We start from the raw sequence: 23,092 nt of genomic DNA, 5'->3' as shown, positions 1-23,092 counted from the left end.
ATTGTGTTTTATCTTACGGTAAGAACAGAAGGACGTCAAGAAAAAGTTAGAAAATTCCAAACAAGCAAAGGATTCGTCTTTCAGAAACGGAATTGTTACAGTGAAGAAGTACATTGAATGAGGAGGTCATGAATCATGTCAGAACAACGTATCGTATTAGCGGCACGACCAAACGGAAAGCCAACAGGGGAAACATTCCGTTATGAATCATTTGAGTTAGCAGAGTTACAAGAAGGGCAAGTCGCACTAGAGTCACTCTATATCTCGGTGGATCCATATATGCGGGGGCGTATGAACGATGCACGCTCTTATTCACAACCGTTTGAGATTGATGAGCCGATTCACGGAGGAGTCGTAGCACGTGTCATCGCGTCTAAAAGTGAAGCGCTCAAGTCAGGTGATGTCGTCGTCGGGATGCTCGATTGGGCAACGAAGATGATCGTCGATGCGAAAACCGTTCGTAAAATCGATGAACAGATCGCACCAATCTCGACGGCGCTCGGTGTTCTCGGAATGACAGGAATGACAGCATATTTCGGATTACTTGATATCGGGAATCCACAACCAGGGGAAACGGTCGTCGTATCGGCAGCAGCAGGGGCTGTCGGCTCGATCGTCGGTCAAATCGCGAAAATTAAAGGGGCACGAGTCGTCGGGATTGCAGGAAGTGATGAAAAGTTACAGCACTTAAAAGCAGACCTGGGCTTTGATGAAGTCATTAACTATAAAACGGAAGACATCCGGGAAGCGTTAGACCGGACATGTCCAGACGGCATCGATGTCTATTTTGAAAATGTCGGTGGTGAGATCGGTGATGCGGTTCTGGATCGACTCAATCCATTCGCGCGTGTACCAGTCTGTGGTGCCATTTCAGGCTATAATGCACAAGAGGACATCGGTCCACGCGTTCAATCGAAATTAATCATTGCGCGTGCACGCATGCAAGGCTTCTTAGTCGGTGACTACGGTAAACGATTCAAAGAAGCTGCTGAACAACTGGGGCAATGGGTCAGTGAAGGTAAATTACAATACGAAGAGACAATTTTTGAAGGTTTCGATCGTGTACCAGATGCTTTCCTCGGACTGTTTGATGGATCAAATACAGGAAAACTCTTAGTAAAAGTCAAATAAGCATAGAAAAAGAGGTTGCGGAATCATTCCGCAACCTCTTTTTCTATGGCGTGATATTCATGAATCTTTTCGATCGCGTTCAAGTTCATCCGGATCAGGATCCGGATGCTGTGTTTCCGCAGGTTTGATCCCTGGATCCGATGTCTCGGCTGGATCAGGATCTGGGTGAAGACCGACGTCTGCTTTTTCATCAGGTAAATCATGGTTTTTTTCATGTAACATGTCCTGTCATCTCCTTTTGTCAGTACGTAGTAACATTTCCCCGTTTTTTAATTCCGAAACAATGAGAGTGTACAGCATTCGTTTTTGGAAAAACGTAAATGAGTTCCACGAACAAGAAAGCGAAACTGGTCGATTTCCTAGGAAATACAGGTTGACTGAAATGGAATGTAAGGAAAATCCAAAAAAGCTTCACTAAGTCTTTACAAAAACCTTGTAAGTCCTTCAAGTAGCCTTTGAACTGCTTCCGTAAACTAAGAAAGAGTTGAAAAGAGGAAGGGTGTTTACGTGTGAGTGATCAAAAATGGAAACGACAAGTCATGCAACAACTAAGCTGGGTCCGCGAAGAGAAGAAGCGACTCGGGAGCGAGACGACTGCAAGTTCAGAAGCACTCGAACGACTTCATGGGTTGGACGTTCTTCGTATTCCAACTGTTCGAACTTCTAAAAATACGGCGACACGTTATCAACAAAATAGCCAAAGATCATTACTTGATCAGTTAGATGTCTCGCGTATTCCGATACGAACGACGACACGATATTATGAAAAACGACCAATCGAGATGGCCATTGTTTGTTCTGAATTCATGTATGCCTACTATGAAGATGCTGTTCATCTCCATTACGTTAATTCAGATACATTCGATGATGTCTTCAAACGACCAATTGATCTATTTTTAGTGGTTTCTTCTTGGAAAGGACTTCGGAACGACGATTGGAAAGGAATTGCGACACCACAATCCAAAAAGCGACAACGTTTACTTTCGATGATGCAAGAAGTCAAAGCGAAAGGAGTCCCGGTTGTCTTTCAATCAACCGAAGATCCAAGCAATTATGAACGCTTTCAAGATGTAGCGCAAGCTGCAGATTACGTATTAACTTCAGACGAAGCAATGATTCCTGAGTATCGTGTCTTATGCGGGCATGATCGAATCATGGCGATGCCGTTCGGAATCAACCCACTGATTCATAATCCGATTGGAGCGACACGCAGTCGGAAGAAAGGGGTTCTGTTTGCTGGGAGTTGGATGGCAAAATATCCCGAGCGGGTCAAAGATACGGAGATGCTGTTTGATGGTGTGATGCAATCGTCACACAAACTCGATATCGTGGATCGGAATTATCATCTCGACTTACTGGCGTATCAATTTCCAGAACGTTATCAATCACGGGTTGCACCAGCGATTCCTTATGATGCTTTACAACAAGTCAGTAAATGTTATGACTGGGTCTTGAGTCTGAACAGTATCAAATACAGTAAAACGATGTGTGCTCGTCGCGTCTATGAATCGCAAGCACTTGGAAATTTGATCCTGTCGAATTATAGCATCGCAGTCAATAATGAGTTTCCGAACATCTTTACGGTCCACGATGCACAGGAAGCAACAGCAATTTTAGAAAGAACATCACAAGAAGACATCGAACGGTTAAGGGCAGAAGGACTTCGCGCTGTCATGACCAATCACACGGTCTTTGAACGGATGGATCAGATTTTAGCCTTGATTGGACAAGTACCTGAGATACAGAAACGTCGTTTGCTTGTTGTCATTGCTAGAGACGGAGAAGGAATTCGCCAGACGATTGAAGGTCAAAGTATTACACCAGACGAAATCATCTCAGCGGATGCGTTGACGGATCAACTTTACAATCAAGCCGATCTTGTCGCTTGGATGGATGAACAGGAATCATACGGGGAGTATTATTTGGAGGATCTCGTCAATGGCTTTAAATATAGCGATGCGAGCATCGTCCGAAAAGGGAGTCAACATCCATATCAACTATACGAAGAAAGCGGAAGTCGAAACGGTACGATCGTCTGGCGGGCAGATATTGCGTTTGATATGTTCCAAGCAGACGAACTAAGTGGGAAGACGCTACTACTCGATACGCTTGAATGGAATGAGCAAGCTGTAGTTCCGACTGATCAATCGCCACAATTGTCAGTCGTCGTACCGATCTACAATAACGGTAAACACCTCACGTATAAATGTTTTGCAAGTTTGAAACGAATGGATCGATTTATAGAATCTGAGATTCTACTCGTAGATGATGGATCAACGGATCTAGCGACGCGACAAGCCGTGGAACGTCTTGCCCGACGACATGAGAACGTCAGAACCTATTTTTTTGAGATTGGAGGAAGCGGAAGCGCTTCACGTCCGCGTAATAAAGGGGTGGAAATGGCACGAGCTGAATATGTGACGTTCCTTGATCCAGATAACGAGGTGCTTAGTGATCGTTATGCCTTGTTGCTTCAAGAACTAGAAGAAGATCCAACACTCGATTTTGCTGTCGGACATATGAAAAAACTCGCTGAGAAGACGAGTATCATCGCTCTTCCAACGATCCGCAAACAAGGGCGCGTGACGTGTGAAGATCCGAAAGCTTTCTTGATGAAACATCGCTTTGCTGTCCAGAGCATTCAAGCACTCGTCGTACGTCGTACGTTTCTCCTTGAACATCAATTGGAGCAAGTCGTCGGTGCGGTCGGTCAGGACTCGCTATTCTTCCAAGAGTTGATGTTACGTGCAAAGCGTGTCTTACTCGTCAATCGAGTCATTCATTATTATTATGCGGCAGTGGCGGGTTCGACAGTCAATGCATTGACGGTGAAATTCTTCGAACGAAGTGTCGTCCGGGAACGGGCACGTGCGGAAAAATTCGCTCGATACGGTGTACTGGAAGAATACAAGGACACACGATTCGAGCACTTCTTTGAGTATTGGTATCTCGTCAAGTTGCGCTACTGCAGTGATAAGGATTTTGCACCGAGTGTTGCCTTGTTGCGCACGATCATCGGCTTCTATGAACCGATTACGATAACGAATCCGTTGATTCGCCAATTCATGGACCTTGCGGATCAACAAAAGACGGATCGTCTTCAACATTTATTACTCGAGGAGGTGCAGAAATGATGGCATCAATCAAAACAGCACGACCAAAAGACGAAATCCGAGCTGCCTATTATGATCAGTTAGGTGGCGCTTTTGGTAAAAGAGTACGTGCACGTGTGCACTGGGTTGTTCGCCAAGCTAAGGGGGAGAACATTTTAGATATTGGTTGTTCAGGAGGAATCGTTCCGATTTTACTTGGACGAGAAGGAAAACATGTCGTTGGAATCGATGTGTTACCGGAGGCAATTATTGAAGCAAAGCAAGCGTTACTCGAGGAACCAGCGTCCGTACAAGAAAAGATCGAGTTTAACGAAGCAAATATCATGGCTTTTGCATCTGATATTCAATTTGATACGGTTTTGATGACAGAAGTACTGGAACATATTGGAGAACCGGAACGCTTCATTGCACGCGCCGTCTCCTTTATCGCACCAGAAGGACGACTTGTCATTACAGTTCCGTTTGGAGTTAATGACTATGCCGACCATAAACGAACTTATTATTTAAATCGTTTACTTGAGCAATTGACGCCGTTTGGCAAAGTCGAGACGGTAGAGAGAATCGATAAATGGCTCGGCATTACGATTCAAGTCTATAGAGAGCAAAAGTCCGGTCGATCGATTCAACCATCGGAAGTCGACTGGTTGGAGAAGGCGTTTGAAGAAGTGGAACGACTACATCTTGCAACTATCATTGACTTAAAACGTAAGCAACAGCATCAGGAGCAGAAAGTTCGCAGTCTAGAGGAGCAGACAAATCAACTCGAAGACGTGCAAGCAGAACTCCTCCTACGTGAACAGCAACTCCAGAATCAACTGGAGCAGTATAAAGTACTCGAAGAACAATATACGGTATTGCTCGATCGGTTCGAAGGGTCACTAGTATCAAATCTAGAATTGCTGGAGGCGAATGCATCATGGAAATTAAAATACCGGTCTCTCGCGCGGTCAAAACTCGGAAAACTCGTCGTTCGCTACTGGAAGTTCAGGGGCCAACTCAAACAACGCCGGAGTCGTCGATGAATGTTCTTATGATTTGTCAAAATTTCTATCCGGAAATCGGCAGTGCTGCGAACCGGATGAAAAACATCTTTAAACGGATCGAGCAGGCAGGTAGTGATGTCCACGTTCTGACATCAGAACCACTTTATCCAACGGCAGAACTTTACACAGACTCGATGTTTTGGGATGAACCGAGTCTTGATACAGCACACGTGACACGAATCCAGCCGCGAGATGTTCGAGCGACGACGAACCTCTGGCGACGTCTACGTTTATTCGTTGAACAGTTCGTACTCGCTGTCCAAGAAGTACGTCATGATTCGAATACGTACGCTTATATCTATGCGACGACTCCGTCGATCTTCATGGGACTCGTTGGTGTTGTCGCAAAACACGTCAAACGGGCTCCCTTGATTCTAGATGTACGTGATTTATGGCCGGAGTCACTGATTGGTGTTGGAATCACGAAATCGCGTTTATTACTCACGCCACTCTACTGGCTTGAAAAGTGGATGTATCGGCAAGCTGATCAATTGGTCATCAATAGTGAAGGATTTCGATCATATATCGAAGGACGGGGCATTGCTCCTGAAAAAATTCATTACATCCCGAACTCGATCGAGGAGAATGAATGGTTGATCAAACGTCGTAAAGTATCAGACCAAGTCCGCGTCGTCTATACAGGGAACATCGGTCTCGCTCAAGATGTCTTCTTGTTGCTTGACGTTGCAGAATCACTTCAAAAGGAACAAAATATCTGTTTTCAAGTCGTTGGTTACGGTTACCACAAGCAGACGTTTGAGAAGCTGGTCAAGGAGCGTGGATTGACAAATATCGAATTCCTTGATGCGATGCCGCGCTGGGATGCATTAAAACAACTTGCAAAGAGTGACATTGCGTTTGCGACACTTGTTGAGAGTACAGCATTCGATACGGTCACACCTGGAAAGATCATTGATTATATGGCAATGGGATGTGCGATCGTTGGAGCGGTATCGGGACATGCTGCGTATGTTATCGAGGAGGCTGGAGCTGGTTACGTCTCAGTAAAGCGTAAAAAAGAGGAGATCGTCGATCATATTCTCGAGTTGTCGCGAAATCCAGAAAAACGCGCAGCGATGGGAAAAGCCGGAGTGGCTTACGTTCAAGAACACTTTGACTGGGAACGAAATGAACAGCGTCTCTTTGCGGCAATCCGACAAACACGAGCACAAGTGGAGGTGGCAGAATGAAACGAATCGGAATGTTCGTCTGGAACACGTTTACGAACGATGCGCGGGTATTGCGAGAATGTACGGCTCTCGTCGAAGTAGGACATCGTGTTGATCTATATTGCTTAAATGACGGAACGTTACCCGGAATCGAGTATCTGGTATCTGGATTTCGTGTCATTCGAATCAACCGGACGCCACCTCTTGCGAAGGGGTTGTCATTCCTTCGAAAACGAAAGAAACTAACGCTAGCTGTCGGATTACTCGGCGCACTTGTCGCACCATGGTTGATTCCAGTCGGACTCGTACTTTTCTTGTTGATGCGAAGCCGTTTTGTCCGTTACGCCTTGTACAATAGTTTCGGGATTCTACGCATGACGCGTGCTGCGCGGAAGCATGAGTATGATGTCATGCATGCGAACGATGTCAATACGTTACCACAAGCGATTGGAGCGGCGCGTGGTGCACAAATCGTCTATGACTCGCATGAAGTCCAGACCGATCGGACAGGCTATGGTAGCATGCAAGGGAAATTAGAACGCTGGTTGCTTCGATTCGTCGATCAGACCATCGTTGAAAATGATACGCGTGCAGATTATCATCAAAAATTATATGGAACCCGACCATCCGTCTTGCACAATTATCCATTTTACGAACCGATTGTTCCGCAACCGCGACCGTTACACGAAGAGTTAGCGCTCGCACCAGACGAGCCGATTTTGTTGTATCAAGGCGGGATCCAAGAAGGACGTGGACTGGAGCGACTCATTGAAGCAATGCCGTTCATCGATCGAGGAACACTTATTTTCGTTGGAGATGGAAAGTTAAAAGGAAAGCTGATGCAACTGGCTACGCAATCATCGGAAAAATCTCGCATCCGCTTCATTGATAAGGTTCCACTTGCCGAATTACCAAGTTATACGGCAGCAGCGACGGTCGGCTTTCAAGTCCTTCAGAACATCTGCTTCAATCATTATTCCGCTTCTTCGAATAAACTATTCGAATACATGGCGGCGTTGATTCCTGTCATCGCAGCTGATTTACCGGAAATCCGTCATGTCGTCGAAACTGAAGGGATTGGATTAATCGTTGATGTTGAATCTCCACAGAGCATTGCTGCAGCGGTCAATCGTCTCGTGAAGGATGAGAACTTGCGACGGGCGATGCAAGAGCGAGCAAGCGTAGCAAGGAGACAATACAACTGGGAGCAAGAAAAAGGACGATTGTTAGCGGTATATGACTCGATTTTTATGGAATCTAGGACAAAATAAGAAAAATAGTCAACGACTCGAAGGGAAATCCACGTGGAATGAAGGTGGATTCCTGACGGGTCGTTTTGTTTGATACGAATGGCAACGAAGTATTCGTGAAAGCTTCATAAGATTTACAAAAACAATAGAAAACACTGGAAATGTAAGCTCTGTGAAGAATGGTTTAAGAGATGGTTAGAACCATTGGAATGCAAAGGAAATGTCGTTATGGTCTAGATACAGCCAAGCCACAGACTGTTCGTTGGCTAGTATGACTAACTCGATGGAGGAATGACAAAATGAAACTTTGTACAATCGGACTAGGATATATTGGATTACCTTCTTCTGCGATGTTCGCGGATCACGGCACGGAAGTCGTAGGTGTCGACATCGATCCTCAAATCGTCAATCTTCTCAACACAGGAACGATTCACATTGAAGAACCAGGACTCGAGGATGTCATCAAACGGGTCGTCGCAAGCGGAAAATTCCGGGCGACACTCACGCCAGAACGGGCCGATGTCTTCTTAATCGCCGTCCCGACACCGAACTTGAACGATACGTATAAATCATGTGATTTGAAATATGTTATTTCAGCGGTCAACAACATGTTACCGTTCCTTGAAAAAGGAAACGTCGTCATCGTTGAATCGACGATTGCCCCTCGGACAATGGATGACCATGTTCGTCCACTGATTGAAGAAGTCGGCTTTACGATTGGTGAAGACGTCTATGTCGTTCATTGCCCAGAGCGTGTCTTACCAGGGCAAATCTTACACGAGCTCGTGCATAACAATCGGATCGTCGGAGGATTGACGCCAGCATGTGCAGAGGCAGGAGCAGCCGTCTATGAAACATTCGTTCAAGGGGAAATCGTTCGGACCGATGCAAAAACAGCAGAAATGTCGAAATTGATGGAGAATACGTTCCGTGATGTCAACATCGCACTGGCGAATGAATTGACGCAAGTATGTCATCAGCTTGAGATCAACGTCTTAGACGTCATCGAGATGGCGAACATGCACCCACGTGTGAACTTGCATCATCCGGGACCGGGAGTAGGTGGTCACTGTCTCGCAGTCGATCCGTACTTCATCGTCGCAAAAGCCCCATCGCTTGCACGTATCATTCATACAGCACGACAAACGAATGTCCAGATGCCACAATTCGTCGCTGAACAAGCAGCTCGTCTCGTCGGTTCACGTGTTCGTCCGAAAATCGCCGTCTTCGGTGTGACGTATAAAGGAAATGTTGACGACATGCGCGAGAGTCCAGCTGTCGAAGTCATTGAACAATTGCTCGATCGTGGACTCGATGTCGCTGTCTGTGATCCACACGTCGAACGTTCGATCTCGACACGATTCGAACTCGTCGATGAGCTGGAAGCGATCCAAGGCGCTGATTTAGCACTCGTCTTAGTCGACCACGATGAATTCAAACAATTCGATTCACGTCGTCTCGCAAACTATATGCGGACACCGTTACTTTTCGATACAAAAGGAATTGTCCGTGAACTTGATGCGGTCAAGGTCCTCAACTTCGGTAACTTGCATACGCATCGCGTGACGGAAGTGGATGCGAAAGCAATATGAACGCGTTACGAACGATTGGAGGGGAGCTGAAAGATCATCTGTATCTGATCTTTCGGCTGTCACTCTATGAAACAAAAAGTCAGTATAGCATGCAGTATCTAGGTTGGTTCTGGGAAATCATGACGCCACTCCTTCAGATTGGGGTATACTGGGTCGTCTTTGGCTTTGGCATCCGTGGTGGACATCCGGTTGACGGAATTCCGTTCGTCTTTTGGCTCGTCAGTGGATTGATTGCTTGGTTCTTTATCGGAAGTACGATTCCAAGTGGATCACGGTCGATTTACGGTCGTGTCGCGCTCGTCTCCAAAATGCATTTTCCGTTGAGTACGATTCCGGCATATGTCATTTTGGCGCAATTTTATCGACATCTTGCGATGATTGCCTTGACGATCGTTTTAGGAAGTGCTTTCGGATACTTCCCGGGTTGGCATACGCTCGAGTTGTTTTACATCGTTCCAGCTGGCGTCATTTTTCTCTATGCCGTCTCGTTGTTATTGTCCGCTCTTGCCACGATGATCCGAGACGTCCAGAACATGGTGACATCCGCGATAAGGATGCTGATGTATTTAACGCCAATCATGTGGATTCCACCAGAGCATTCACTGTTCAAGATGCTATTGATGTTGAATCCACTCGTCTATTTGATCGAGGGGTACCGCTCCGCCTTGATCGGAACCGGTTACTTGATGGATCACATCTGGTATGGCGCTTATTTTTGGAGTGTGACACTTGGTATCCTGCTCGTCGGAGCAGCGGTCCATATTCGTTTCCGACGCTACTTCATTGATTATGTATAGGAGGAAAGACGATGAGTCACGTCGTGTTTGAGAACGTTTCAAAACGGTACATGCTCTATGAGCGTCCAATCGATAAATTAAAGGAAGTGCTATTTGGAAAAGTGAGTGGAAAATCCTTTTATGCGCTCAAAAACGTCTCCTTCTCTGTTGAAGAGGGAGAAATCGTTGGTGTTGTAGGGATCAACGGTAGTGGGAAATCAACATTATCCCATTTACTCGCTAACGTCACACCGCCTACATATGGACGGGTCACGTTAGGAGGAAAATCAGCACTGATTGCCATCTCGAGTGGATTGAACAGTCAACTGACAGGTCGCGACAACATCGAACTCAAAGGATTGATGATGGGACTGACCAAACGGCAAATCGAGGAGATCACACCAGAAATTCTAGAGTTCGCGGATATCGGAGAGTTCATCGATCAGCCAGTCAAAACCTATTCGAGTGGGATGCGGGCACGTCTTGGTTTTGCCATCTCGATCAATATCAATCCAGATATCTTGATCATCGATGAGGCCTTATCCGTTGGCGATCAAACATTCACTGAGAAGTGTCTCGATAAGATGCGCGAATTCCGGGATCAAGGAAAAACGATTTTTTTCGTCAGCCATTCCTTGAATCAAGTCAAAAGCTTCTGTACGAAGATTCTTTGGCTGGAATACGGCGAAGTGCGCTTATTTGGTCCAACGAATGAAACACTCGCAGAATACAACAAATATTTATATTGGTACAAACAGTTATCCAAAAAGCAAGCCACTCACTATGTTGCGAAAAAACGAACCGGTCGAATCGGTGACATTGAGCAACAGATGAGAGGCGAGACGATCGAACGATCGTCATGAAATGAGATAGGGGATGAAGTAGATGAAACGTGTCATGCTTGTATTCGGAACACGACCTGAAGCCATTAAGATGGCACCTGTCGTAAAAGCACTTGAAAATCGCCCAGACGTCGAACCAATCGTCGTCGTAACGGCGCAACACCGGGAAATGCTTGATCAGGTACTTGAATTGTTCCAAATCACTCCGGACCATGACTTGGATTTGATGCGTCCGCGTCAAACGTTAGAGGAAATGACGGCGCGTATCCTCAATGCGATGCGTCGAGTCCTCGAAAAGGAACAGCCGGATCTCGTCCTTGTCCATGGGGATACGACGACGACGTTCGCTGCTTCTTTAGCGGCGTTCTATCAACAGATTCCAGTCGGTCATGTCGAAGCAGGACTACGGACATATGAAAAGTATGCACCGTTTCCGGAAGAGATGAACCGTCAATTGACAGGGGTGTTGGCGGATTATCATTTTGCTCCAACCGAACAAGCAGCGATGAACTTACGTGCTGAGAATAAACAGACACCAATCATCGTAACCGGTAATACGGTCATTGATGCACTCAAAACGACCGTTTCTGCAAGCTATACGCATCCTGTGCTGACGCGACTTGAGAAGTCTGGACGAAAACTCGTCTTGCTGACGGTTCATCGTCGTGAGAACCATTTACAACTGGCGACGATTTTTGATGCGATTGAACGATTGGCAAATGATCATCCGGAAATTGAAATCGTTTATCCGGTCCATCCGAATCCGGTCGTGCTAGAAGCGGCAGCTCGCTTGGAACATCATCCGCGGATTCAGTTGATTGAACCACTCGATGTCTTTGATTTTCATAACCTGGCAGCGCGCGCTTCATTCATCCTGACAGACTCAGGCGGGATTCAAGAAGAGGCGCCTTCACTTGGTGTGCCCGTTCTTGTCTTACGAGAGACGACGGAACGACCTGAAGGTGTCGAAGCAGGAACCTTGAAACTGGTCGGTACGAATCCAGAACGCATCTATGCGATGAGCCATCAATTATTGACGGACGAAGTCTTCTATCAATCGATGGCGCAAGCCGCAAACCCGTATGGGGATGGACAGGCAGCAGAGCGAATCGTCGATGCGATCATGAGTGAGGTACCGGTATGAATAAGGAGCTGACTGTCGCGAGCTATCAGTTCTTTCCATTCGGTACGCAGGAAAAGATTTTGCTCGAAGATGCAGCGCCGGGGGTGTGTTTTGATTTTCAGGATGCCATAGCGACTGACAAACTGTATCTGCAGTTGTTCGATCAAGGCTTTCAACATCCGCCTTCAAAACTATATCGAAAAGACGCTGAACTGACAGGGGACATCATTCAAGTGACGTGCCGTTTTGAAGTGGCGGAACCATGTGTCGTTCAAGTATTCAAGATGCAGTATGGACAGAAGAAGCGGATGGTCTCTGAGACTGAGCAACTGACATTGACGAATGAGACGATCGTCCAAATTGAGATGGAGCGTGTGCCAGGAGCGGCTTATTTCAAAATCGCCTGGAAGTTCTTAAACGAAGGGAACTTCCGGGTCCATCTCCGAGAACTCGCGATTGCGCAATACGTCAAGGCAGAGGAGGAAGCAACCTATGCTGTTTAGTTCGACGATTTTTTTATTTTTGTTCTTGCCGGCAGTACTGCTCGTGTACTACGTGTTACCTCGGACATTTCGTAACGGCTGGCTGTTAGTTGCCAGCCTGTTCTTTTATGCGTTCGGGGAGCCGCGCTTCGCCTTATTGATGCTACTCAGCGTCGTAATCAATTACTTCTTTGCCCTATTCGTTGATTTTTACCGGCAACGTGTCGGAGTGAAGTGGATCATGTTCAGCATGATCGCCGTCAATCTCGGATTGCTCGGCTGGTTTAAGTACAGCGGATTTTTCGTCCGCTCCATTAATGAATCATTTGGACTGAGTTGGTTCGTTCCGGAAGTCGTCTTACCGCTCGGGATTTCCTTTTATACATTTCATGCGATGAGTTACGTCATCGATATTTATAAAGGGAAGGAAGCGGTGCAAAAGAATCCGCTCGACCTTGCCCTTTATATAGCGTTTTTCCCGCAACTTGTCGCAGGTCCGATCGTCCGCTACAACACGATTGCAAGTCAGATCGAATCGCGTCAAGAGACGGTATCGGATTTTGCGCGGGGTGTTCGTCGCTTTACGATCGGACTATCGAAAAAATTGATTCTTGCGAACGGATGTGGTCAAGTCGCAGACGCTGTCTTTAATATGAAAGACCTTTCGATGGGACTAGCATGGATTGGAATCATTGCTTATGCCTTACAAATCTATTTTGATTTCTCTGGATATAGCGATATGGCGATCGGATTAGCACTGATGTTCGGATTCCATTTCCTAGAGAACTTCAACTACCCGTATATTTCAAAATCCGTGTCAGAATTTTGGCGTCGTTGGCATATCTCACTCGGCTCTTGGTTCCGCGACTATGTCTATATTCCGCTAGGAGGGAATCGCGTTTCGCCGTGGCGGCAATATCGAAATTTGGCGATCGTCTGGATGTTGACAGGCCTTTGGCATGGTGCGAGTTGGACATTCGTCGCCTGGGGTGCATATTACGGAATTTGGATCATGCTTGAGAAAGCATTTCTCGGGAAATGGCTGGAGCGCATGCCAGTCGTCTCGACAATCTGGACGCTAGTCCTCGTGCTCGTCGGTTGGGTATTCTTCCGTTCAGAGACGTTCCCGGAAGCCGTTACGTATATTCAAGCGATGTTTGTACCCGATGTGCTATGGGATGATCGGGCGGGTTACCAACTCGTTCAAAATGGTGTCCTGTTGTTTGTCGCGTGTATCGCGGCGACGCCGATTCCGAAATATCTCGGAGAACGTGTCGTCGTCTCTCTCGGGAAAGTCGGAACGACGATGCAGTATGGGTACGCCATGTTGATGTTGTTCCTTGCGACATCGGCACTCGTTGCGAGTACGTTTAATCCGTTCATCTATTTCCGGTTCTAAAAAGGAGGTCTATCCATGGAACAGCCATTGATGAAAACGCAACAGCATACGAATAAAAAACCTTCTTTCGAACGAATCATGATGTGGATGACGATTATCAGTTTCATTGTTGTGTTACTGGCGATCGGACTCGGAACGATTGTCCGGGAAGACCGTGTCCGGTCCCAGCTTGAGAACCGGACACTTGCCCAATCTGTCGATCCGACCGTCGAAGGAATTGCCACAGGGAAAGATATGCTCAAGATGGAGACCTATTTCACGGATCAGTTACTGTTGCGAGGAACGTTCGTCGAGATACAGGCACTTTTATCAAAAGATGTTTTTCGACAGCCGTTTCGCAATGGCATTTATACGGCAAAAAACGATTATATGATTGAACCGAGTGCATCAGGAAACGTAAAAATTCCGCTAGCCTTCAAACAATTCGTTGAAGAAGTCGATCGTCCGGTCTATATGGCATTAGCACCGTCTAAAACCGTCATCGCGGAACGGGACAAACTAATTCCGTCTTATGTCGCTTCCAATGCGAGTGTACGTTATGAAGGAATGGTACGAGACTTTAAAGCAGCGGGGATGACCAATCTTTCTTTGCAGGAACTGAAGTTAAATGACTACTTCAAGACGGATCATCACTGGAACATCGATGGTGCAACAGAAGCCTACCGAGTCATCACAAAAGGGATAGGGCTGTCAACAGCGTTACCTGAGACGAAGTGGCGGAAAGAGGATCAACATGCCTACTACGGATCTTTAGCTCGAAAAACGACGCTCTCCTATGCGGCGTCAGGTGATCGTCTGGATTACTATGATCCTGCGTTCTTCAACGGCATTGATGTTTGTTATGAAGGGAAATGTGGACGTCCTGTCATCGATGAATCATTCGTCAAACAAGAAGGTGATTACGTCGATCGGTACGAGGTATTCCTTCGTGGAAATCATGGTATCATGTCAATGAAATCAGCGGCGAATCAAAATCGTCCGACGATCTTGGTCTTAAAGGATTCGTTTGCGAATCCTGTGTTACCGTTGCTTGCGAAAAGTGCCAACTTAGAAGTCGTGGACATCCGATACGTTCCAAAATCATTTGACGTTTCCCGATTCGCCAAACAAAAGCAAATCGATTCGGTGCTGTTTCTGCACAACTCGAACATTGCTGGTTTGATGAAGACGTACGAGGACAAATTGTGAAGGAGAACAGAGTATGAAATCACGCATCGATAAACGAAGACCTCCGATCATATGGCGCGTCATCAGTGCGCTTCTGCTCGTGGTCGTCCTGGTTGCTAGCGCTTCGACGGGACTGGCATTTTTAAAAATCCAACAAACGGCACATTCCTTTTTACAGCCGTTGGATGGAAAACAAGCAAAGCCGCTCGCATCGATGAAGCCAGTCAATGTCCTATTGATCGGTGTGGATGAGCGTAAGAATGATAAGGGACGGGCAGATGCGATCATGCTACTCTCGTTTAATCCGAAAACGAAGCAAGCGACTTCGTTGTCCATTCCACGCGACATGCAAGTCACAATACCGACGGGTGAAAAGACGAAGATCAATCATACGTATGCCTATGGTGGAGTGAAGGAGACGGTCGAAACGGTGGAACAGACGTTTGATGTCGATATTCCATATTACGCTAAGATTAATATGGATGGTTTGATTGAATTGGTTGATGCTGTTGGCGGTGTCACAGTGGATAATCCATCCGCCTTCAGCTGGAACGACCGCCGTCTACAAAAGGAGTATGAGAAAGGCAAAATTCATTTGACCGGTCTAGAAGCGAGTGGTTACGCACGTATGCGAAAACAGGATCCACTCGGCGATATGGGCAGACAGATTCGACAACGTCAAGTTTTAGAAGCCGTCGGTGCTAAACTGGCGGGACCTCGTTTACTGACCAAGATGGAAGAAATCACGAATGTCATGAAGCATAATTTCGCGACGAACATCGGTTTTGAAGTGGCGGCACAACTTGCTCAAGAAAATCAGCCGGGATTCAAACAGCTGAAACCATTAAAGTTAGACGGAGAAGGCTACATCGCAAACGATGGGGTATGGTACTTCTTTGCATCGGATGAATCCATGCGACAAATGAAAGCTACACTTCACGCCATCCTCGCGTCTTCTTAAAATCGACAAAAAAGAACTGTCTACCACACGGATAGTTCTTTTTTGTCGTGCTCCATCCAATCGAATCACTTTGGTTCAAAAGTCTTATTTTCCTTTTGAATCATCAAATAGGCTTTGACAGGACTTGTAAACGGATGCAGAATGAAAACGATTACATAACAAAGGAGATGGCTATCGTATGAAACGCATAAGACTCGTTTGTATCGTTGCGCTAACGTTTGCACTAATATTTAGTGGACTGTCTTTATCCGGTCAAGCACTGGAAAAAGGAAAGTCTACATTGGTCATCATTCACTACAAGGAAGACTCGAATGCCACGAAGGATTGGAACCTGTGGTTATGGGCAAATGGCCCGGATTATTTTCCGAATAAAGCACATGCCTTTAATGGCGAGGATGCTTACGGCAAAGTCGCAGCTTATGAATTTCCAGTTGATCAGCCGGAAAAAGTCGGCTTCATCGTGCGAGATGATAACTGGAACAAGGATGGAGGATCTGAGAATGATCGCTTCATCACGAAAGACATGATTAAAAATGGTGTTGCCGAAATTTGGATCGAGTCGGGAAGTAAGGACATCTCAACGGTCAATCCAAGCAATGGAGCAGATGTTGAAAAAATCGACACGAACATCCACTATTATCGATATGACAATGATTATGACAAATACGGCGTCTGGTCTTGGCCGGAAGCGCAAGATGGCAAACGATTCGAATTCGATCAGCAGGATGAATTCGGTGCCTTTGCCAAGGTAACGCTTGATAACCCAACGAAAGCACGTCTTGCAGGCGTCATTCCTCATCTTGAGGGATGGTCGGAAAAAGATGGAGCCGATCGTTTCTTCTATGCAGGTGCGAAAGACATCTGGTTGATCGAAGGTGACCAGACAGTGTACTACAGTAAACCAGAAATCGATCGGACACCGAAAATTACGAGCTTTTTAGCAGATGATTTCCGGACGGTGACGTTAAAAACGAATACACCGATGACAGAAGAAGATTTAAAGGCATTTACCTTTGAAGGTCTAACGAATCCAGTCGTCACAACGATCGATGCCAAGACGGCGAAAGTCGAAGTCGCTTCTGATATTGATCTAGCAAAAGTCGTCCGCGTGACGCATCCTGCTTTTGGAGAAGCAGTTCTTGAAGCAGGGAAGGTACTGCGTTCGAAAGCGTTTGACCAAAAATATGCCTACGATGGCAAGCTTGGCGTCGATTATCAGAAATCGAAGACGACATTCAAGGTCTGGGCACCGACAGCGCAAGCTGTTGAACTTGAACTATATCGTTTACCAAAACAACAAGCAGCTACGACAAAAGATATTACTCGAGAAATTCAGATGAAACGGACGGATCGTGGTGTGTATCAAGTGACGGTCAAGGGCGACCTTGACGGTGTCGGTTACACATACGAAGTCAAACACGCAAAAGAATCGACACGTGCCGTTGATCCGTATGCGACTGCAGTTGCTGTTAACGGAGATCAAGGTGTCGTCGTCGACTTACGTGAGACGAATCCAAAACGTTGGACGAATGGAAAAATACCACTTCGTCATGCAACAGACGCGATCATCTATGAATCCCACGTCCGTGATTTATCAATGTTTGATGTGAAGAACTCCGGTTACGATTCCGGCATCAGACAAAAAGGGAAGTATCTTGGTGTCATTGAATCAGGTACTCGTTTGACGAAGGACGGCAAGAAAACGAAAACGAAGACAGGACTAGATCATTTAAAGGAACTTGGTATTACGCATGTTCAGTTTATCCCAGTCTACGACTTCAACACAGCGTCCGTCGATGAGACGAATCCACTTAAGAGCTACAACTGGGGTTACGATCCGAAGAACTATAACGCTCCAGAAGGATCGTACGCGACAAATCCATATGATCCGAAAGTCCGGATTACAGAAATGAAGCAGATGATTCAAGGACTCCATGACAATGGACTTCGTGCCGTCATGGACGTCGTCTACAACCACATGTTTGACGCCAAGGCATCAAATCTTGATAAAATCGTACCGGGTTATTATTACCGCTATACGGAAGGCGGCGATTTAGCGAACGGAACTGGTGTCGGAAACGATACAGCTTCTGAGCGTCAAATGATGCACAAACTGATCGTGGACTCCGTTTCATACTGGGCGAAAGAATACCACTGGGACGGCTTCCGCTTTGACTTGATGGGAATTCATGACGTCAAGACGATGAATGCCGTCAAACAAGCGACAAAACGCATTGATCCGTCGATTCTTGTATTCGGAGAAGGATGGAGCCTTGGTACGCCACTTCCGGAAACTGACAAGGCGAATCAGACGAACACGAAGCAAATGCCAGGAATCGGTCATTTCAACGACAACTTGCGCGATGCACTCAAAGGTAGTGTCTTCGTCGATTCAGATGCTGGTTTCATTAATGGAGCGAATGGTCTTGAAAAACGGATTAAACGCGGCATCGTTGGTGAGATTGCTTACGATAAAGACATCCAAGGATTTACGCAAGAACCGGATCAAGCCATCACTTACGTTGAAGCACACGACAACCATACGTTATGGGATAAGTTGAACCTGACGAATCCGCAGGATAATGATGCAACGAAGACGAAGATGCACCGTCTAGCTTCAAGTATTTTGCTGACGTCACAAGGGACGACGTTCATCCATGCAGGTCAGGACTTCATGCGGACAAAAGGCGGCGATCATAACTCATATAAATCACCGGACTCTGTCAACCAGCTCGATTGGAAACGGAAGATGGATCGTCAACAAGACGTCGATTATATGACGGGATTAATTGCATTACGTAAGAAGAATCCAGTGCTTCATTTAGCAACAGCGAAAGATATCCGTCGTTACTTGACGTTTGAAGCAGCGCCGGCACAAGTCGTTGCGTATCGACTAGATGACGACGCGCCACAACAGAAGAACGATTTATATGTCATTCACAATGCAAATCGAACAGTAGTTGACATGAAGCTACCGAAAGGAAAATGGAAGCTTCTCGTAGATGGTAAACAAGCAGGAACAAAAGCGATCCGCACTGTTTCAGGTACGGTTCGTGTTGAGGGACTCAGCTCGTTCGTCTTAGCGAAATAACTGAACGTATCGAAAAAGGACGTTCTGCCGATTGGCGGAACGTCCTTTTCGTTAGGCGAGAAACGCGAATTAAGCGTAACGCTCATCCGTTTCCTCTTCTTCTTTAATATTACCTTCTTCTGATTTCGAGACGATGACGGCACATGCTGCGTCACCTGTGATGTTGACTGCCGTCCGCATCATATCAAGAAGACGATCGACACCGATGATCAAAGCAATCCCTTCGACCGGTAGATTAACCGATTGAAGAACCATCGTCAGCATGACGAGTCCGACTCCTGGTACACCGGCAGTTCCGACTGATGCAAGAACGGCTGTCAGGACGACAGTTGCAAGTTGTCCTGGTGTTAAATCAACAGCATAGACTTGCGCGATGAAGACGGTCGCGACCCCTTGCATGATTGCTGTTCCATCCATATTGATTGTCGCACCGAGTGGCTGGACGAAACTTGACACGGAGCGTGGTACTTTCAACTCTTTTTGAGCCGTTTGCATCGCGACAGGGAGCGTTGCGTTCGACGAAGACGTCGAGAAAGCGAACAGCATGACGGGTGCAAACTTTTTAAAGAAGAAGAAGGGGTTCATCTTTCCGAGCAGTGAAACAGTCGAACCGTACGTCAATATGGAGTGAACGAACAGGGATAAGATAACGACACCCATGTAAAGTCCCATCGCTTTTAACGAATCAAATCCTTGTGAACCAACTGCTGAAGCAATCAAAGCAAATGCTCCAAGTGGTGCCATCTTCATGACGAGTGTAATGAGGTACGTCATCAATTCGTTTCCTTGTTCGACGAACGTCCGTAACGTCGAAACCTTTTTACCGAGGAACGTAATTCCAAAACCGATAAAGACACTGAAGACGATGATTTGCAACATATTGCCTTCTGCCATCGAAGTGATCGGGTTCGTCGGGAACATACCGACAATTGTATTGATCAAGCTTGTGTCAGGAAGGTTCCCGCTATCATATTCCAGATTGTTTGTAGCAAACGTTCCGAACGTACCCGGTTTAATCAGTAATGACAAACCGAGAGCAATGACAATCGCGACAGCCGTCGTCGTCATGAAGTAGCCGATTGCCTTTCCGCCGACACGACCGAGCTCTTTTGGATTACCAAGACCCATGACGCCAAGAGTGATCGAGAAGAAGACGATCGGTACGACGAGCATCTTAATCAAGTTTAGGAAAATCGTCCCGATGGGTTGTAAAGCATATTTATTCAATCCCTCATAGATCGACTTATCCGGTAAGGTTGCAAGAATGATTCCGAGGATCACCCCGAGAATCAATCCCCAGATGATGCGCTTTGCTTCTTTCATAAGTGATGTCACACTCCTTTTTTTGATAATTGTCTATATTTTGACACATCATCACCCATTTTGACAAAACATTTTAAAAATTAATGATAACGCTTACAAAGAAGTTTCTGAATTTTGATGCAGGAATGATTAGATTTTGTTGTCAAAAGGGTGCAACCATGAGAGGATAGAAAGGAACAAAAAGGAACAGCGTAGGGTACAGAAAAGTCGCTTGAATCAACTGTTGACCAAATTGTATATTCCTACTATAATGTTGTATGACGTGTCTGACACGTTTCCTTTAGTCGGTAATATCGGAGGGAGGGAAAACTAGTGGAAACTCGTGTACGTAAAAATGAATCACTTGAAGACGCACTTCGTCGCTTCAAACGTGGTGTTTCAAAAGATGGTACGCTTGCTGAAGTTCGTAAACGTAAACACTACGAAAAGCCAAGTGTAAAACGTAAGCTTAAATCGGAGGCTGCGCGTAAGCGTAAGAAGTTCTAACGTTAGAGAGGGTGTATCCTCATGAGTCTTCAGGAGCGTTTGACAGCGGATATGAAAGATGCCATGCGTCTTCGCGAAAAAGATCGTCTTACGACGATTCGCATGGTGAAATCATCGCTGCAAAATGAAACGATCAAACTCGGTAAGCAAGAATTGACGGACGAGGAAGAATTAACTATTCTTTCACGTGAAATGAAGCAGCGCAACGACTCCCTCCGAGAATTCGAAAGCGCTGGTCGTCACGATCTCGTCGAGAAAATTCAAGCAGAGATTGTCGTGCTCGAAGCTTATATGCCAAAACAGCTTTCCGAGGAAGAAGTACAGGAAATCGTCGACGCAGCTATTGCGCAGACGGGTGCCTCTGCTCCTTCGGATATGGGGAAAGTAATGGGTGTCGTCATGCCACAGCTTAAAGGCAAGGCAGACGGTGCTTTGATTAATCGACTCGTCAAACAACGTCTCGCTTAATACATGAAAAGGTGTCCCTTGGGGCACCTTTTTTTGTCGTTCCTGTCACACTTTTAAAGTTTCTTCATGAATTCAGAATAGTCATGAAACCTTTTTGTTTTGAAAGCGTATATAATTATAGTAACGAATCAAAGTGCAAAAGAAGTAGCTTCTGACACGAATGAAAAGGGGTGAACGTACGCATGACGTTTAGCTTAGGGATGATTTTGGCGGTCTTCATGATCGGGGTCCTCATGTTACTGGTCGAAATATTCGTCACGGGGTTCGGAATCTTTGGAGTCCTCGGAATCGGTTCTGTCCTTGCTAGTTTGATCATGGCAGGAGCGACCGTTGGACAAGTCGGTCTAGCGATCGGACTTGCTGTGTTTCTCTCACTTGCGGCCGGATTCTGGGCGTATCGTAGAATCAAATCAAATCAGTCACTACTGTGGAGAGGTTTGATTTTGACGGATTCGACATCGTCTGAGAAAGGGTATCTTTCTCATCAAGAAAAAGTACAACTGTTAGGGCAAGAAGGAGTCAGTTTGACGCCTCTGCGTCCATCAGGAACGATTGAAATCGATGGAAACCGAATCGATGCCGTAACGGAAGGGACCTTCATTCAAGCGGGGGAAACAATCGTCGTTAAAGAAGTGACGCATGGACGCGTTATTGTTAGAGTCCAACATACGAAGGAGGAGTCCCACACATGACACCTGAACTATTGACCGTATTACTCATATCTGGAGGAATTTTGATTTTCCTCGCCATCTTCTTCACGCTCGTTCCGATCCCACTATGGATTAGTTCGCTCGCAGCAGGCGTACGTGTATCGATTTTTACATTAGTCGGGATGCGACTACGTCGAGTTACACCATCTAAAATCGTCAATCCGTTGATTAAGGCAGTAAAAGCGGGACTGAACTTGAATACGAACCAGTTAGAAAGTCACTTCCTCGCCGGTGGTAACGTTGACCGCGTTGTCAATGCCTTGATTGCAGCACATCGTGCGAATATCGAACTGAGTTTTGAACGCGCAGCAGCGATTGATCTTGCTGGTCGTAATGTGCTTGAAGCTGTTCAGATGTCAGTTAACCCGAAAGTCATCGAAACACCATTCATTGCCGGTGTTGCGATGAACGGGATTGAAGTGAAGGCAAAAGCCCGGATTACGGTGCGTGCGAACATCGATCGTCTCGTCGGTGGTGCTGGGGAAGAAACCGTCATTGCGCGTGTTGGTGAGGGTGTCATCTCAACGATCGGTTCGTGTAATGACCAAAAAGAAGTGCTTGAAAACCCGGAGATGATCTCTCGGACGGTTCTTGCAAAAGGACTCGATTCGGGTACAGCGTTTGAGATTCTCTCGATTGATATTGCAGACATCGATATCGGTAAAAATATCGGTGCGGTTCTGCAAACGGACCAAGCAGAAGCAGATAAGAACATTGCTCAAGCGAAAGCGGAAGAACGTCGTGCGATGGCGATTGCAAGCGAACAAGAGATGAAATCACGTGTTGAAGAGATGCGTGCGAAAGTCGTCGCTGCTGAAGCTGAAGTACCGCTTGCGATTGCGGAAGCAATGCGTGATGGTAACTTTGGTGTCATGGATTATGCGAACTACTTGAACGTGACGGCAGATACGAAAATGCGCCAAGCGATCGGTGGACAATCATCATCAAATGACTCGCAGTAAAGGG

General features: G+C 46.2%; 19 protein-coding genes and 1 pseudogene. 18 read left to right on the top strand and 2 right to left on the bottom strand.

Annotated features, from left to right (window positions below):
• The first annotated feature begins 135 nt into the window (after positions 1–135).
• Complete coding sequence (locus ACV3PA_RS14480) at positions 136–1,131, top strand: NADP-dependent oxidoreductase (RefSeq protein ID WP_053452724.1); 996 nt, start codon at positions 136–138, stop codon at positions 1,129–1,131.
• A gap of 57 nt (positions 1,132–1,188) precedes the next feature.
• Here the strand turns inward: ACV3PA_RS14480 and ACV3PA_RS14475 are convergent, their stop codons facing one another.
• On the bottom strand, positions 1,189–1,353 hold the full coding sequence (locus tag ACV3PA_RS14475) for a hypothetical protein (protein ID WP_200904890.1): 165 nt from the start codon (positions 1,351–1,353) through the stop codon (positions 1,189–1,191).
• Between the two features lie 287 nt (positions 1,354–1,640).
• Here ACV3PA_RS14475 and ACV3PA_RS14470 point away from each other — a divergent pair, with 287 nt between their 5' ends.
• The 13 genes and pseudogenes from ACV3PA_RS14470 (at position 1,641) to pulA (ending at position 19,139) form a co-directional block, all read left to right on the top strand.
• Complete coding sequence (locus tag ACV3PA_RS14470) at positions 1,641–4,265, top strand: glycosyltransferase (RefSeq protein WP_456125129.1); 2,625 nt, start codon at positions 1,641–1,643, stop codon at positions 4,263–4,265.
• Positions 4,262–5,266 (top strand): class I SAM-dependent methyltransferase, encoded by a 1,005-nt coding sequence (locus ACV3PA_RS14465; protein WP_053452726.1) that lies wholly within the window; start codon positions 4,262–4,264, stop codon positions 5,264–5,266. Before ACV3PA_RS14470 ends, ACV3PA_RS14465 begins: the two co-directional genes overlap by 4 nt.
• 8 nt (positions 5,267–5,274) lie before the next feature.
• Positions 5,275–6,477 carry a glycosyltransferase family 4 protein gene (locus ACV3PA_RS14460; protein WP_456125128.1) on the top strand — a complete coding sequence of 401 codons (1,203 nt, stop codon included), beginning with the start codon at positions 5,275–5,277 and terminating at the stop codon, positions 6,475–6,477.
• The gene (locus ACV3PA_RS14455) at positions 6,474–7,727 is read left to right on the top strand and encodes a glycosyltransferase (protein ID WP_456125127.1); all 1,254 of its coding nucleotides are present in this window, start codon (positions 6,474–6,476) and stop codon (positions 7,725–7,727) included. Before ACV3PA_RS14460 ends, ACV3PA_RS14455 begins: the two co-directional genes overlap by 4 nt.
• A gap of 278 nt (positions 7,728–8,005) precedes the next feature.
• A complete protein-coding gene (locus ACV3PA_RS14450; RefSeq protein ID WP_456125126.1) occupies positions 8,006–9,298 on the top strand; it encodes a nucleotide sugar dehydrogenase in 1,293 nt (430 codons plus the stop codon).
• On the top strand, positions 9,295–10,095 hold the full coding sequence (locus ACV3PA_RS14445; protein WP_035409242.1) for an ABC transporter permease: 801 nt from the start codon (positions 9,295–9,297) through the stop codon (positions 10,093–10,095). Before ACV3PA_RS14450 ends, ACV3PA_RS14445 begins: the two co-directional genes overlap by 4 nt.
• A gap of 11 nt (positions 10,096–10,106) precedes the next feature.
• Positions 10,107–10,847 (top strand): annotated as a pseudogene (gene tagH, locus ACV3PA_RS14440) (teichoic acids export ABC transporter ATP-binding subunit TagH); the annotation flags it as partial.
• 112 nt (positions 10,848–10,959) lie between these two features.
• Entirely contained in the window at positions 10,960–12,060 is a 1,101-nt protein-coding gene (gene wecB / locus ACV3PA_RS14435) for a non-hydrolyzing UDP-N-acetylglucosamine 2-epimerase (RefSeq protein ID WP_456125125.1), read from the top strand.
• Complete coding sequence (locus ACV3PA_RS14430) at positions 12,057–12,542, top strand: hypothetical protein (RefSeq protein ID WP_456125124.1); 486 nt, start codon at positions 12,057–12,059, stop codon at positions 12,540–12,542. Before wecB ends, ACV3PA_RS14430 begins: the two co-directional genes overlap by 4 nt.
• Positions 12,532–13,920 carry an MBOAT family O-acyltransferase gene (locus ACV3PA_RS14425; protein ID WP_456125123.1) on the top strand — a complete coding sequence of 463 codons (1,389 nt, stop codon included), beginning with the start codon at positions 12,532–12,534 and terminating at the stop codon, positions 13,918–13,920. Before ACV3PA_RS14430 ends, ACV3PA_RS14425 begins: the two co-directional genes overlap by 11 nt.
• 15 nt (positions 13,921–13,935) lie before the next feature.
• Entirely contained in the window at positions 13,936–15,108 is a 1,173-nt protein-coding gene (locus tag ACV3PA_RS14420) for a DHHW family protein (protein WP_053452735.1), read from the top strand.
• 13 nt (positions 15,109–15,121) lie between these two features.
• Positions 15,122–16,048: an LCP family protein gene (locus ACV3PA_RS14415; protein WP_053452736.1), complete on the top strand. Its 927-nt coding sequence runs from the start codon at positions 15,122–15,124 to the stop codon at positions 16,046–16,048.
• Positions 16,049–16,226: 178 nt separating this feature from the next.
• Positions 16,227–19,139 carry a type I pullulanase gene (gene pulA, locus ACV3PA_RS14410; protein ID WP_456125122.1) on the top strand — a complete coding sequence of 971 codons (2,913 nt, stop codon included), beginning with the start codon at positions 16,227–16,229 and terminating at the stop codon, positions 19,137–19,139.
• A gap of 69 nt (positions 19,140–19,208) precedes the next feature.
• Here pulA and ACV3PA_RS14405 read toward each other — a convergent pair whose 3' ends face one another.
• Positions 19,209–20,462 carry a dicarboxylate/amino acid:cation symporter gene (locus ACV3PA_RS14405; RefSeq protein ID WP_053452738.1) on the bottom strand — a complete coding sequence of 418 codons (1,254 nt, stop codon included), beginning with the start codon at positions 20,460–20,462 and terminating at the stop codon, positions 19,209–19,211.
• Between the two features lie 312 nt (positions 20,463–20,774).
• On the opposite strand from ACV3PA_RS14405, the gene rpsU reads away from it, so the two are divergent.
• From rpsU to floA, 4 genes are all read left to right on the top strand, one after another.
• Complete coding sequence (rpsU, locus tag ACV3PA_RS14400) at positions 20,775–20,948, top strand: 30S ribosomal protein S21 (RefSeq protein WP_012369719.1); 174 nt, start codon at positions 20,775–20,777, stop codon at positions 20,946–20,948.
• A gap of 21 nt (positions 20,949–20,969) precedes the next feature.
• Positions 20,970–21,416 (top strand): GatB/YqeY domain-containing protein, encoded by a 447-nt coding sequence (locus ACV3PA_RS14395; protein WP_035409225.1) that lies wholly within the window; start codon positions 20,970–20,972, stop codon positions 21,414–21,416.
• A gap of 182 nt (positions 21,417–21,598) precedes the next feature.
• Complete coding sequence (locus ACV3PA_RS14390; RefSeq protein ID WP_053452739.1) at positions 21,599–22,108, top strand: NfeD family protein; 510 nt, start codon at positions 21,599–21,601, stop codon at positions 22,106–22,108.
• A complete protein-coding gene (gene floA / locus ACV3PA_RS14385; protein WP_053452740.1) occupies positions 22,105–23,088 on the top strand; it encodes a flotillin-like protein FloA in 984 nt (327 codons plus the stop codon). The genes ACV3PA_RS14390 and floA overlap by 4 nt, the downstream gene beginning before the upstream one ends.
• Positions 23,089–23,092 lie beyond the last annotated feature (4 nt).

Source organism: Exiguobacterium sp. EA-TM-5 (genome assembly GCF_053878415.1).
This window is presented reverse-complemented; position numbering and strand designations above follow the sequence as displayed.

Bases quoted from the DNA above. Each gene is read 5' to 3' on its own strand.
- ACV3PA_RS14480 (WP_053452724.1), top strand. From the start codon at position 136: ATGTCAGAACAACGTATCGTATTAGCGGCACGACCAAACGGAAAGCCA.
- ACV3PA_RS14475 (WP_200904890.1), bottom strand. From the start codon at position 1,353: ATGTTACATGAAAAAAACCATGATTTACCTGATGAAAAAGCAGACGTC.
- ACV3PA_RS14465 (WP_053452726.1), top strand. From the start codon at position 4,262: ATGATGGCATCAATCAAAACAGCACGACCAAAAGACGAAATCCGAGCT.
- ACV3PA_RS14460 (WP_456125128.1), top strand. From the start codon at position 5,275: ATGATTTGTCAAAATTTCTATCCGGAAATCGGCAGTGCTGCGAACCGG.
- ACV3PA_RS14455 (WP_456125127.1), top strand. From the start codon at position 6,474: ATGAAACGAATCGGAATGTTCGTCTGGAACACGTTTACGAACGATGCG.
- ACV3PA_RS14450 (WP_456125126.1), top strand. From the start codon at position 8,006: ATGAAACTTTGTACAATCGGACTAGGATATATTGGATTACCTTCTTCT.
- ACV3PA_RS14445 (WP_035409242.1), top strand. From the start codon at position 9,295: ATGAACGCGTTACGAACGATTGGAGGGGAGCTGAAAGATCATCTGTAT.
- wecB (WP_456125125.1), top strand. From the start codon at position 10,960: ATGAAACGTGTCATGCTTGTATTCGGAACACGACCTGAAGCCATTAAG.
- ACV3PA_RS14430 (WP_456125124.1), top strand. From the start codon at position 12,057: ATGAATAAGGAGCTGACTGTCGCGAGCTATCAGTTCTTTCCATTCGGT.
- ACV3PA_RS14425 (WP_456125123.1), top strand. From the start codon at position 12,532: ATGCTGTTTAGTTCGACGATTTTTTTATTTTTGTTCTTGCCGGCAGTA.
- ACV3PA_RS14420 (WP_053452735.1), top strand. From the start codon at position 13,936: ATGGAACAGCCATTGATGAAAACGCAACAGCATACGAATAAAAAACCT.
- ACV3PA_RS14415 (WP_053452736.1), top strand. From the start codon at position 15,122: ATGAAATCACGCATCGATAAACGAAGACCTCCGATCATATGGCGCGTC.
- pulA (WP_456125122.1), top strand. From the start codon at position 16,227: ATGAAACGCATAAGACTCGTTTGTATCGTTGCGCTAACGTTTGCACTA.
- ACV3PA_RS14405 (WP_053452738.1), bottom strand. From the start codon at position 20,462: ATGAAAGAAGCAAAGCGCATCATCTGGGGATTGATTCTCGGGGTGATC.
- ACV3PA_RS14395 (WP_035409225.1), top strand. From the start codon at position 20,970: ATGAGTCTTCAGGAGCGTTTGACAGCGGATATGAAAGATGCCATGCGT.
- ACV3PA_RS14390 (WP_053452739.1), top strand. From the start codon at position 21,599: ATGACGTTTAGCTTAGGGATGATTTTGGCGGTCTTCATGATCGGGGTC.
- floA (WP_053452740.1), top strand. From the start codon at position 22,105: ATGACACCTGAACTATTGACCGTATTACTCATATCTGGAGGAATTTTG.